The 13031-nt window shown below is 59.4% G+C and carries 8 protein-coding genes; 4 read left to right on the top strand and 4 right to left on the bottom strand.

Going from position 1 to position 13031, the window contains the following annotated elements; all coding sequences use genetic code 11:
• The first annotated feature begins 2 nt into the window (after positions 1-2).
• The gene (locus CLV88_RS12590; protein WP_165798888.1) at positions 3-923 is read left to right on the top strand and encodes an alpha/beta hydrolase; all 921 of its coding nucleotides are present in this window, start codon (positions 3-5) and stop codon (positions 921-923) included.
• A gap of 122 nt (positions 924-1045) precedes the next feature.
• Here the strand turns inward: CLV88_RS12590 and CLV88_RS12585 are convergent, their stop codons facing one another.
• The 4 genes from CLV88_RS12585 to CLV88_RS12570 all read right to left on the bottom strand — a co-directional run bounded on the left by CLV88_RS12585 (position 1046) and on the right by CLV88_RS12570 (position 6703).
• Positions 1046-2083, bottom strand: coding sequence for a LacI family DNA-binding transcriptional regulator (locus CLV88_RS12585; RefSeq protein WP_106608761.1), 1038 nt, complete (start codon positions 2081-2083; stop codon positions 1046-1048).
• 167 nt (positions 2084-2250) lie between these two features.
• Positions 2251-3288 (bottom strand): acyl carrier protein, encoded by a 1038-nt coding sequence (locus tag CLV88_RS12580; RefSeq protein ID WP_106608760.1) that lies wholly within the window; start codon positions 3286-3288, stop codon positions 2251-2253.
• Positions 3285-5468 (bottom strand): dehydrogenase E1 component subunit alpha/beta, encoded by a 2184-nt coding sequence (locus tag CLV88_RS12575; protein WP_106608759.1) that lies wholly within the window; start codon positions 5466-5468, stop codon positions 3285-3287. Before CLV88_RS12575 ends, CLV88_RS12580 begins: the two co-directional genes overlap by 4 nt.
• Before the next feature lie 20 nt (positions 5469-5488).
• A complete protein-coding gene (locus tag CLV88_RS12570) occupies positions 5489-6703 on the bottom strand; it encodes an acyl-CoA dehydrogenase (protein ID WP_106608758.1) in 1215 nt (404 codons plus the stop codon).
• 774 nt (positions 6704-7477) lie between these two features.
• Between CLV88_RS12570 and CLV88_RS12565 the strand changes: the two genes are divergently transcribed.
• The 3 genes from CLV88_RS12565 (at position 7478) to CLV88_RS12555 (ending at position 12963) form a co-directional block, all read left to right on the top strand.
• The gene (locus tag CLV88_RS12565) at positions 7478-9019 is read left to right on the top strand and encodes an AfsR/SARP family transcriptional regulator (protein ID WP_133169960.1); all 1542 of its coding nucleotides are present in this window, start codon (positions 7478-7480) and stop codon (positions 9017-9019) included.
• A 105-nt stretch (positions 9020-9124) separates the two neighbouring features.
• Positions 9125-10423 (top strand): DegT/DnrJ/EryC1/StrS family aminotransferase, encoded by a 1299-nt coding sequence (locus CLV88_RS12560; RefSeq protein WP_165798887.1) that lies wholly within the window; start codon positions 9125-9127, stop codon positions 10421-10423.
• An 89-nt stretch (positions 10424-10512) separates the two neighbouring features.
• Positions 10513-12963: an endonuclease/exonuclease/phosphatase family protein gene (locus CLV88_RS12555; protein ID WP_106608755.1), complete on the top strand. Its 2451-nt coding sequence runs from the start codon at positions 10513-10515 to the stop codon at positions 12961-12963.
• Positions 12964-13031: the final 68 nt, after the last annotated feature.

The raw sequence follows: 13031 nt of genomic DNA, 5'->3' as shown, positions 1-13031 counted from the left end.
CCATGAAGGACCACGCAGAGGCGCAAACCCAAACCGAATGGCAGGCCAACCTGCAAAAAATCGGCGCCGCCGAAGGGTTTTACGAAGCGCTGGGCAAAGAGCACACCGCGCTCTACGTCGAACGCGGCGATACGCTGATCGTGACGTTTGAAAACCTCGACCACGTTTATGAACGCGCCGAAGACCGAATGCCGTGGGGTTATGATTTTGTCACCTCGCGCGGCTGGTCCATGCTGGGCATGATGGCCCATAACTGGAGCTGGTATCGCGACACAGATGTGCATGATTTCTTTGACCGTTTGCGCGACGAAGGTTTCTTTGACCGCTTCCAGAACGTCATCTTCTACGGCGCCTCGATGGGGGCCTATGCATCGGCGGTGTTCTCTTCTGCGGCCCCTGGCGCCACCGTGATCTGCATCTCACCTCAGGCTACGCTGGATCGCGAGGTTGCCAGCTGGGAAACCCGCTATCGCAAGGCATGGCGTCGCAATTTCCATGACCGCTACGGCTACGCGCCCGATATGGTCGCCTCCGCTCAGGCGGTGCATGTCTTTTACGACCCGCGCGCGCCGCTTGATGCCATGCACGCGGCCCTGTTCCACGGCGACAATGTCCAGAAATACCGCTGCCGTTTCATGGGCCACCGTATTGCGTCACTCTGGCTGCAAATCGGGGTGCTGAAACCGGTGATAGAAGGCTGCGTTGCTGGCACTCTCACGCCACATGAATTCTACACATTGCTGCGTCGCCGCCGCGAAAATCCACGTTACCAAAAAGAAATGCTGGCCACGCTGGAAAAAATGCGCCGCCCCAAAATGCTGGCGCGCTATTGCCGCGCGGTGCTGGCCCGCCGCGGTGGCCCAAACTTCCGCAAAGCCCTGCGCGCGGCCGAGGCGCGTATCGCCAAATACCAAAACAAATAATCACGGCTAACACCGCAAACCTGTCCACGCGCGCACCAAACCCCTTCATCTTGCCAGAAATACTTCGGGGGTGAATTTTGCCGAATTGGCAAAAGAGGGGGCTGGCCCCCTCCAACAGGGCGTCAACCCTCGCCGGACGTGCTCGGATCCCGCAGCAGCGTATCCCCAAAGGTGATCTTCGGCGTCAGCGTCACCGCCGCGTTGCTATCGTCGCCAGTCACACGTTTGGCGATGATCTCGGCGGCAATCTTGCCAATCTCCAACCGACAGGCATCCATCGTCGCCAACTTTCGCGGCAACCCCTGCAACAGCTCGACCCCGTTGAATCCGGCCAGCCCGATTTTTCCAGGCACATCAATGCCTTGCTCCAGCAGATACAACATGCCACCGGCCCCGATCATGTCGTTAGAGAAATACATGAAATCAACATCCGGGTTGCGATCCAGAACCGCCTTGGTCATCTCGCGCCCTTTGGCCAGCGCCGACCCGCCGGAATAAAACTCGCGCTCCACCACCTCAACGCCACCCTTGGCCAGTGTTTCGGTAAAACCCTCAAACCGTTTGCGTGCGCGGTGATCCAGCGGCATCTTGGTGCCCAGAAACGCGATATTGCGATAACCCGCTTCCAGAATGGCCGCCGCCATCTCGTGCCCGGCGCGGCGGTGCGAAATGCCCACCATCGCATCCACCGGTTCGCCATCCGTATCCATGATCTCCACCACCGGAATGCCGCTCGCATTCAGCATCGCACGTGCTGCATCGGTATGCTCCAGCCCGGCGATGATCACGCCTGACGGACGCCATGACAGCATCTCATAGAGCACTTTTTCCTCCTTCTCAGGCAGGTAATCGGTGACACCAACCACCGGTTGCAGCTCCGTGTCTTCCAAAATTTGGCTAATCCCGGTCAGCACCTCGGGAAACACCATGTTGGACAGCGATGGAATGATCACTGCCACCAGGTTCACCCGCTGGCTTGCCAATGCCCCGGCGATCTTGTTGGGCACGTAACCCAGCTCCTTGGCCGCCGCCAACACCCGTTCGCGCGTCGCCTCCGAAACGTCCCCACGATTGCGGAGAACTCGGCTGACAGTCATTTCGGATACCCCAGAAGCTTCGGAAACGTCGCGCAGGGTCAGAGAGCGATTATCGTTGGACACTAGTGATTTTCCTTATTGCTCGACCCGATGGTATCGCGATTGTCCACCGGGGTTCAAGCGCCCGCATCACCGGACAGGGGCAAACGCAGCCAAAAAGCAAAAGTCTCAAAATACGCGGGATTGTCCCGGCACGACAGAGTGTGCGCAACGCACTAAAATGGCCGGGTTCACACCACCAATGCCCGCTGTTCAGCAATCCCCATAGACCGCAGCCGCACCGCCTCGGACTGCGCAACTTGGAAATCGCGCTTACCGTCCCAGCCACGCCATCCCCACCGGATCAGTGACTGCGCCACAGACCCGCCCAGCGTCGTGCCCGGCCCCAGCACCACAAACGCATCCGGCATCAGCTCGCGCGCCGCCGTGCGCAGCGCGGCAGACAGGTCATACGGCGCCACCACCTGATGACCCAACGTATAAGCCCACAGTGCTTCCAGATCGCAGGCTCCCGGTTGCCATAACGCGCCGCGCCCGTCGATCAACGCCACGTTTGGCTGCGAAAACAGTGATGCAGGCAGCCGCGCGCGCCCATCCTGTGCAACCGGTGCCTGCAAGGTCGTGTGAAACGCCGCGTGGTTCTGCAATCGCATTGGAAACCGCTCTTGGCGCACAGGCATCTCGCGTTCATACGCGGCCAGCCCCTCGGCATTGCCCGCCAAAACCAGCATCCCGCCCAGATCGATCGACAACGCCAGATCATGCCCCGCGCGCCCGTCAATATCGACCATCTTGGCCTCGATCCGCGCGCGTTCACCGGGGATCGCGCGCCAATCCTCATCCACAAACGGATAGATCAGCTGCCCACCAATCAGCCGCTCCTGCATCAGCGTGCCCATGGTGTTCACCACCTCCAGCCCGCCCATCGCATCCAGCGCCCCACCACAGGCCAGCGCCGTGTACCAGCCCATCGAATTGCCAGTAACCGCCAAAATCTCGTAACGATCCCGATCGATTGATAAAAAATCAAACAGCGACGCGGCGTAGATCAAGGCAGAGGCATTGTCTCCGCGTGTGTGTTTTGAGCCGACATAGCGCGCGGCCCCGTCCAGCGCGCTCACCGTCTCCTGACCAAGTGCTGCGCGATACGCATCAAACTGTGCCAACAACCCGACCTTATCGCCATGTTGGCGAGCAATCACGCCCAGCTCGGCCTTGTTATAGGTGCCGCGACCCGGCGCAACGACAACGATACGTTCTTTGGTCATTCGCCCATCCAAAAGCTGTGCACAGCGTCCACGATGCTGTCGCGCGACGGCATGGTCGCGGCATAGGCCGGACCGGTGGCAATAAAGCTGTCTTCTGCGGCCAATCGCGCCACCGGTAGATCACAGCGCTCGTTCAGCAGAGTGACCAGCCCTTCGGACACATTCCCCGACCGGCGACACTCGTCTACCACCAGCACTTTTTCGGCCCCGTCCAGCGCTGCGACGATCCCCTCCGCAGGCAACGGTGCCAGCCAGCGGATGTCGATAATCCGCGTCTCAATGCCCCGTTCGCGCAGGATTGGCGCCGCCTGCTCCGACAGGTAACGCCCGTTGCCATAAGTCACAATCGCCAGCGGCCCGTCGCCGCTCACACCAACTTCACCCAAGCCAATCCGCTCGTCCGGGGCGGGATAGGTCCGCATCCAGCCGCCATCCTTGTCGCCATGCAAATCCCGCATCGGATACAGCGCAATCGGCTCGACAAACACGACAACCCGCTGCTCCTCGCGCGCCAGCCGCACGCATTCCCGCAGCATCCTCGCGCCGTCCGCACCGTCCGACGGCACCGCCACGATCACACCGGGAATATCGCGTAACACACCCAGTGAATTGTCATTGTGGAAATGCCCGCCAAACCCTTTTTGATAACCCAGCCCGGCAATGCGCAGCACCATCGGATTGGTGAACTGCCCATTGGAAAAGAACGACAACGTCGCCGCCTCGCCCCGGATCTGGTCTTCGGCATTGTGCAGATAGGCCAAAAACTGAACCTCGGGGATTGGCACAAACCCATTGTGCGCCATGCCCATCGCCAGCCCCAAAATCGACTGCTCATCCAACAGTGTGTCGATCACCCGGTCTTCGCCAAACCGCGCCTGCAATTTCTGTGTGACACCGTAAACACCGCCCTTGCGGCCCACATCCTCGCCCATACAGGCGATCTCGGGGTGGGCCAGCATCAAATCATTCATCGCCCAATTCAGCAATCGCGACATGGGCTGCGGACTTGTCATCGCCTTTAGATCGCCGCCAAACACCTCGGCGCGGGCCGCCTCTGACGGGCCGTTTGTAGGGGCACAGGCGCGTTTCGGCGGCACAATGGATGCCATGACATCGTTTGCCGTTTTCAGCCGTGGACGTGTGACCACCTCTTCGGCCACCCGCGCGCATTGCGCCTCTGCCGCGTCATAAATTCCCAGCACCTCCTCCGCACTCAACGCCCCGCTGTCGATGAGCAACCGCGCGGAATGCAGCAACGGATCATCCGCTTCCCAGCCCTCAAAAATGTCCTTGTCCAGATAGGTCTGCTGCATGTCCGAACCGGCATGACCATACAAACGCACCAGCGACAGATGCAGAAACGCCGGCTTGCGCTGTGTGCGCACATAGTCCGCCGCCGCCTGCGCCGCCCGATACGTGTCAAACAGGTCCAGCCCATTGGCGCGAAAATACTTCAACCCCGGCTTTTGCGCGTAATTCGCCGCAACCCATCCACGCGGAGTGCGTACCGAAATACCAATTCCATTGTCTTCGCACACGAACAACAACGGCAATGGTACCGACTGATACGATGTCCAGCACGCCGCATTAATCGCGCCCTGCGCGGTCGAATGGTTCGACGACGCATCGCCAAAGGAGCACATGACAATCCCGTCATCGGCCAGCACCGCATGTTCCGGGCGGTGCCGCTTGGCCAAGCCGATGGAATAGGCCGTCCCAACCGCCTTGGGCAAGTGACTGGCAATGGTCGAGGTCTGCGGCGGGATATTCAGCGCACGAGAGCCCAGCACCTTGTGCCGCCCGCCCGACATCGGGTCTTCGACCGACGTGGCAAAGCTCAGCAGCATATCCCATGTCGGCGTCACACCGGGCACCTGACTGGATCGCATGGTCTGAAACGCACCGTCCCGATAATGCAGAAACGCCATGTCATCCGGGCGCAGTGCGGCGGCAACCCCTGCCATGCCCTCATGCCCGGACGAGCCAATGGTATAGTACCCTTGGCCCGCCGCCTGCATCTTGCGCGAACGTCGATCCAGATTGCGGCTCAGGCACTGCGCGCGAAAGATGGCAATCGCCCCCTCGCGGCTCAGCGGCCCCGCCGCAGCGGCGCCGCTCGGCAAATTCCCCGTCGCGACCCCATCGCGAAAGGCTGCGTCAATAACGTCAGCGCGATCCATAGTACCTACTCAATGCTCACTCAGAAAAAGGCCTGTAACCCGGTTTGCGCACGCCCAAGGATCAGCGCATGAATGTCATGCGTGCCCTCATAGGTGTTCACGGTCTCCAGGTTCATCATGTGCCGAATAACCTGGAACTCCTCGGAAATACCGTTGCCGCCATGCATATCTCGTGCGTGGCGCGCAATCTCCAGCGCTTTACCGCAATTGTTGCGCTTGATCAGGCTGATCATCTCAGGTGCCGCATTCGCGTCATCCATCAGGCGCCCCACCGCTAGCGCCGCCTGAAGGCCCAGCGCAATCTCGGTCTGCATATCGGCCAGCTTTTTCTGGAACAGCTGCGTCTGCGCCAGCGGTTTGCCAAACTGTTTGCGATCCAGCCCGTATTGCCGCGCACCGTGCCAACAGAATTCCGCCGCGCCCATAACGCCCCACGCAATGCCATAGCGCGCGCGGTTCAAACAGCCAAACGGCCCCTTCAACCCTTGCACATTCGGCAGCAGCGCATCTTCGCCCACCTCGACATTGTCCAGCACAATCTCACCCGTGGTCGACGCTCGCAGGCTCAGCTTGCCACCGATTTTTGGCGCGCTCAGCCCCTTGGTGCCCTTATCAAGCACAAAGCCCCGGATTTTGCCGTCATGCGCGTCTGACTTGGCCCAGACCACAAACACATCCGCAAACGGCGAATTGGAAATCCACATCTTGGACCCGTTAAGCACATAGCCGCCTTGCACCTTTTTGGCCCGTGTCTTCATGCCGCCCGGATCAGACCCTGCATCCGGTTCGGTCAGGCCAAAACAGCCGATCCACTCGCCGCTCGCCAGCTTGGGCAGATATTTCTGCCGCTGCTCCTCGCTGCCATAGGCATAGATCGGATACATCACCAATGACGACTGCACCGACATCATTGACCGATACCCGGAATCCACCCGCTCAATCTCGCGCGCGACCAGACCATAGGTCACATAGCCCGCGCCCAGCCCGCCATATTCCTCTGGGATGGTCGTGCCCAGCAATCCCATGGCACCCATCTCTGAAAAGATACCCGGATCGGCGGTTTCGTTGCGATAGGCGTCCGCCACACGCGGTTGCAGCGCCTCTTGCGCAAAGGCCCGCGCGCTGTCACGCACCATACGCTCGTCTTCGTTCAGCTGGCGTTCCAGCCGAAACGGATCTTCCCAGTCAAAGGTCGACAGGTCAGGTTGATCTTTTGCGCTCAGCGTCATGTTCATTCCTTTTCTCATCGGTTTCCGGTGAACCCCCTTTGAGAACCCGGAATTTGGGCTGTGCCCGATTAAATCTTCTGGCCCGAGTGGGTGTGTCGCGCCGTTCAGCGGTTCATTGTCCAAACTTGCCATTTCGCAATGGTGCGCGGTGTTGATGCGCACGTTAATCGAAACCCACTCGCAAACAGAGAGGGAAAGTAAGGAAATTGTGGAATGCAAACATGTCAAAACGGAATAGGTCGAGTGCCATTCCAAACGACCATCCCTGCCAAGCCATCAATAGGGACAAGGACTGCCCGAGTCGGCTTAAGCACATCCAACGCATCCGCCGCCAATTTCTTAAGATACATTTAACGCTGCGATCACGCTGGGCGGTCCACACTCATCTTGTTTTCACTGATTCGATCCCGAACGCTTCAAATGTCCAAGGTGCCCGGAATGCCGCTAATCCGATCCGCAATGACATATGTGCCATCTTCCGGCGACGCTGCTATGGTGCGTTCCATGGGTCCCGCTCGGCATCCTCTGGTTGTGATTGGGCAAAATCAACGGCGACTACCTCAAAAAATTGACACGTCGGTTGATCTGACCTCTAATCGCTTTGGTTGTGAAACAGGTTACAGCGCGCGTTCCGAAACGAGGCACGAAATTTGCGCTGGGCATGGAAAAGATGTGTTCGTTTTGCGGTATCGCATAAAGGTATGGGGACCTTTCGATCTTCTGGAACCTGGCGGTCGGTCGATCAGACCGACAGTACGAAAGTCATGCGCGCTCCTCGCCATGCTGGCCCTCAGCGATGGTCACCGTCAGTCTCGCAAGTGGCTTCAGGCTCAGCTCTGGTCTGAAAGCGAAGGCCCTCAGGGAGCCAGTAGCCTGCGTCAGGAATTGGCGCGTCTGAAACGCATTCTGGGAACCGCAATCCAATCGGACAAGATCGATATCTGGCTGGAGGGTAACAGGTTCGAATTTGATCACCTTTCCGGTCTCGCCCAGCCACCGCACGAGGATCTTCTGCAAGGTCTCGACATTGCCGACGACGCTTTTGACGACTGGTTGCGCGAGCAACGTCAATACTTTGCCAACCGCCCCGAGGCCACAGCAGACTTCGCGCCACCGACCCGTCCACCGCAGCCGGGCCTGTTGCTCGCGCCCGCCGCGAACCCGGTTCAGGCCACCCACTGCACGGTGGTATTTGACCGTCAGGACAAGGGCAACCCGGTCGCTTCTGTGGCCTCGCTCATCCTCTCGGAACGACTGCATCAGAAACTCGATCAATACGGGATCTTCCGCTGTTTGGGCGTCGATGAAGCACCTGCGATTGGGTCCAACGGGCCAATCACGCCCAGCGAAAACACGGTTGTCGTGCGCATTGTCAGCATCGCCCAAAGCGACGACATCTATCTTGGTGTGCAAATGGACAGCGGTGTGTTGGGGCGGCGGTTCTGGCTCAAAAGCGCGGTTGTACCCGCTGATATCACCCGCATTCATGTGGCCCCCGAAATTGGCCGCATGGTGGGACAGGTTGTTGAAAACCTGCTTGACGGACTCGCGTTTGGCGGGTTGCCCGTGGGCAGCACTGCCGAGGCGCTGATCCTCGCTAACGAGGCCAAGAAACTCACCTTCAGGTTGGACAGGGAAAGCCTCTCCAAGGCGGATCAGTACCTGACCCGCGCCTACGAACTTGAGCCGCGCGGCGAATTTCTGGCGTGGCGCGGGTTTCTACGCAATACAGCGTTCTTTCAGCACCGAAATGACGACATATTTGCTGATCCGGTCAGCTCAGAGGAACTCTCTCTCGAAGCTCTGCGACAGGCCCCCGAAAACGGCATTGTTCAGGCGTTTTCGTCACAGCTCGACTATGTCAACCAGGGTAGCACCGTCGAACCCATGATCAAGGCGCAGCGCGCCGTGGAAATCGATCCCTCCGATCCGCTCGCCCGCGCCCTTCTGTCCAATTCACTTACGTTCAACGGCCACCTGACCGAAGGATACGCCGTCGCGCAACAGGCCATCGATCTGGCCAAGGGCGGCGCGTATGAATTCTATTTCCACCATTTTGCCGCCATGGCCGCAACCGCGCTGCGCAATTACGACACCGCATTGCGCCATGCCCGCTCCAGCGTGGCGTTTGTGCCGGAATTTGTCTCGCCGCGCCGCTACGAAGTGGTGTTAGCCCATCAACTTGGCGATCAGTCCGGCGTTGATATCGCCGTGTCTGCCATGCGCCGCGTCGAACCCGATTTCCGGGTGAAAACGATGCTCGAACCCAGCTACCCGGTCAACACATTGCGCCGATTACCCATCATCGAAGCCATTCAGTAACGGCGTTGGCTCATAACGCGCCACCGCGCCAAACCGCGAATTGAACCAAATCGAATAATGCCCAGACAGCCCAGCTGCAAGACAACCAAAACAGGGAGACAACTCATGATCAAAGGCAGAAGTCGTTTCGGATCCGAAGAGGCCGATCTTGTCACACAGGCACTCAACAGCCAGGATCTGTGGCCCTACAGCTACCCGTCAACCACCCGTCCGCGCAGCTTCATGATCGAAGCCAACCGCGCGGTGGAAGAATATTTCGGTTCCACCAGCCCCGATACCGCCCCGTTTATCGTTCCCACTTCCTCTGGCACGGCCAGCATTCATGTTGCCCTTGGCGGCCTGCAAGTCGCCGCCGGAAGCGAGGTGATTGTCCCGCCCATGACCGATATGGGCACCATCTCGCCCGTGATCGTGAACAACAACATCCCGGTTTTTGCCGATGTTGACCCAGCATCAGGCCTGATCACGCCACAAACCGTGCGCGATGTCATCACGCCGCGCACCGGTGCCGTGATCGCGGTGCATCTGACCGGCACACCGGTCGATATTCCCGGCATTCGTACCATGCTCACAGACATTGGCCGCACGGACATCATGATCATCGAAGATGTCGCGCAGGGTCTCGGTGCTACACTAAACGGCCAGCCGCTTGGCACATTGGGCGATGCGGGTTGTTTCAGCCTCAACAGCCAGAAACACATCTCAGTGGGCGAAGGCGGCTTTGTGCTTTTGCAAACCGAAGTGAACCGCCTGCGCTGCCACAGCTTTTCGGACAAACACCGCGACCGTTTGGGTCAAGGCAGCGATACGGAACACGGCAAATACAAGGGCGTCGGTCTCAGCCTTAGAATGAGCGAAATCCAAGGTGCAATGCTGCTGGCCCAGCTGCCCAAACTCGAAGATTTCGCCGCCAGCCGCAATGCCTTTGGTGTCGAGCTTGACCGCCGTCTGGCACAGGCCGGTCTCACCCCTCAAACCCATCTGCCCGGCGCGTATCCCACCTTCTTCTTTCACATGTTCGCAACCAAGAACGAATATGACCGCGCCACCCGCGTCGCCGCCGTCAGGGCGATCAACCAAATTGTCGCCAGCGATCTGGGTGTGCGCTTTTCGACCTCTTATTCGTACAAGGATCAACCGATGTACAAATACGACGTCTTCACCAACCGCAATTTTTCTCACAACACCCAAGGCATCTGGCCCGCCGAACTCGTGGCACAGACGCTTTATCCCAACGATGTCACAAATGGGTTCTATGACTATACCCAAGTCAGCTGCCCCAATGCCGAGAGTTATCTCAAACGCTCATTCTCGCTCTATTTTGACGAACGTCATCAACCCGCGCACGCAACGCGCGTGGCGGACGCGATCATCGATGTGTTCAACAAACACAACATCACCTGAGCAGGGCCGTTTTCCGCCGACCGGCAAACCGACAATAAAATCATTCAGCAGCGGCGCACACCCGCGCCACGCCATGAAGGGATACGTTCGTGACACTTTCACTCCGTTCATTCAGCCGCCCGCGCCTGTCTGGCGCTCTCTTACTTGGCCTCACCACGCTGTTTGCGGGCGCAATTTTGGCGCCTTCCGCAGCTTGGGCGCAGGATCCACAAAAACTGGAATGCAGCCAGGCCAACGCGCCCGCCTTTCCGGCATGGCCACAGGGCACGCCAGGTCACGAGGTGGGGCAACTGATCCAAACGTGGTTCGAAAACTCCGCGCAGGTCGAGTTCAACAAATGCCACCGCGCCATATCCCCACAGGAAAGCACCCCGTCGAAATTCCGGCCTAACGTGAATTTCCCCAAAACCAAACCCGAACCACAGAATTACCCGTGGCTCGCCCTTGACCCCATCACCCAGCCCCAAGCCTATCTCGACAGCGTGCTGAACTATGCCATGCAGTCCTGCGGCAGCGACTATGTCGACTGGGACGGCACGCAATGCGGCTGGTTCCACGCTCCTTGGATGCACGACCTGCGCGAACCCATGCATGGCCTTACCCGTGAACGCAGCTCGCGTCTGGGCGAACTGCACCCCAGCCAGACCACACGCACCGCCAACTGGGCGGTTAGCATGTATAACGATGTCGGCGGTCATGGCTTTCACCGCATCTGGGGCGAGGACCGCGCCTATCCAAAAACCAAGGACTTTGCCTTTGATGACGGCACCGTCGCGGTCAAGCTCCTGTTCTCGCTCGCCGCGCCCGAACAGGTGCCCTATCTGCGTTATGCCAAAACATGGGATATCCACGATGGCAAAAAAATCGTCAAGGCGCGCCTGATGCAGATCGACGTGCTGGTCAAAGACGCCCGCCTGACCGACGGCCAATACCCCGCCCCCAACGACGACCTCGTCGGCTGGGCCATGGGCAGCTACCTCTATAACGGGGCCATCGAAACCAGCCCCCGCTGTGATCAGGTCTCCAGCGATGTCGCCACTTGTGAACAATCCCGCTGGCGCGACCGCATGGTGCCCATCGGCATCCAATGGGGCAACGACCCGCAATCCTTTGCTGGTCCCACCCCGCCGCAGGGCACCTCAAACCCGGCCCCGGTCCAACATTGGCTGAATGACGATGTCACCACCATGTTCGCCAATATCCGCACCATGAGCGGCCATCCCCCGCATCTGGGGCGTGACGGGCGCATGAATGGCCCGGTCGACAATCACCGCTCAACTTGCCTTGCCTGTCATGGCCGCGCGGTCGACTTTGGCCGTGCCGAACCCGATTGGCTGCGCTACATCCCGTTTGTCGTGGACGAGGGCGCCTCGAACGAGGCACTTCGCCCCTTCTTCCGCAACCTCAACTCTGACGAACCCTTTGTGGCAGGCACCCAAAGCCTTGATTACTCACTACAAGCCGCGCTGGGCGTCGCCAAATACCGCGCTTGGGTCAACACGACACAAATCCGCAACGACCTCAAAGACAAAACCAGCGATGTGACCCCGGCCTATGCACCCTATGATGCGATAGACGGCGAACTTACCATTGCCACATGGAATATCGCCAACCTGCATCACCAATCGGGCGAACCCTTGCGGATGCGTGCTGCGGCTCGCGAAGACGTGGATTTTACACGGCTCCGCGACTTTGCCGCAACCTCACTTGGTGCTGCCGACATCATAGCGCTTCAGGAAATCGGCTCACCACTGGCACTCTCGCGCATCTTCCCGGCGGACAAATATCACCTGATCCTGTCCGACCGTTACCAACCCGGCACCGAGCATAACGCCCCGGACCGGCGCGGCATCTATAACGCGTTGGCGATCTCTAAACAGCGCTTCCCACACCGGCCCAAAGTGTCCACCGTCGATGCGCTCTCACTCACGCATTTCGAATTCGACAAACGCACCGGGCTGGGACAGGATCGCGCAACCCGATCCGCCATGAGCGTCGAGCTGACCCTGAACGACAAACCCATTTCACTGCTCAACGTGCATATGAAATCGATCTGTCACACCGGAAAAATCGACGGCAATATCGACGAAAGTCACGATCAGGCTTGGCAGCGCTACCCCTGCCGCACCCTCGCCGCACAGGTCGAGATCCTTGAAAACTGGATCGACATGCAAGGCGACCGGGGCCGCAACGTGGTCATCCTTGGCGACTTCAACCGCCAACTCAACGCCACCGACGGCACCGGCGCGAGTGCGGATGACGTCTGGCGCGATCTTAACGACGGCAAAGGTGCCCCGCTGGTCAAAGGGCCTTCGGATCCTGACGATGTCTGCTGGCCCAACCATGACGGTCGCCATGTCAGCCATATCGACATGATCATCGCCAATGACCGTCTGGTGTCCGAAGCACAGATGAGCACTGCGCGCAAAATCGGCTATGACGCGTATGACGACCCGACCCAGTTCCCCGAATACGCCGGTCGCGGTCGGTACCGCCTCAGCGATCATTGCCCGGTCATCCTCACATTGGGCGGCAACTAACACCCAAATCATGCCCACACTGCGCGTGGCTCTGTGGGCATGACCGTGAAAGCGGGCGCGCCCTTGCG

Origin of the sequence: Shimia abyssi (genome assembly GCF_003014475.1) — a bacterium.
Lineage (GTDB): Bacteria > Pseudomonadota > Alphaproteobacteria > Rhodobacterales > Rhodobacteraceae > Shimia > Shimia abyssi.
The sequence above is the reverse complement of the archived record's forward strand: the minus strand, read 5'-3'. Positions and strand labels throughout refer to the sequence as shown.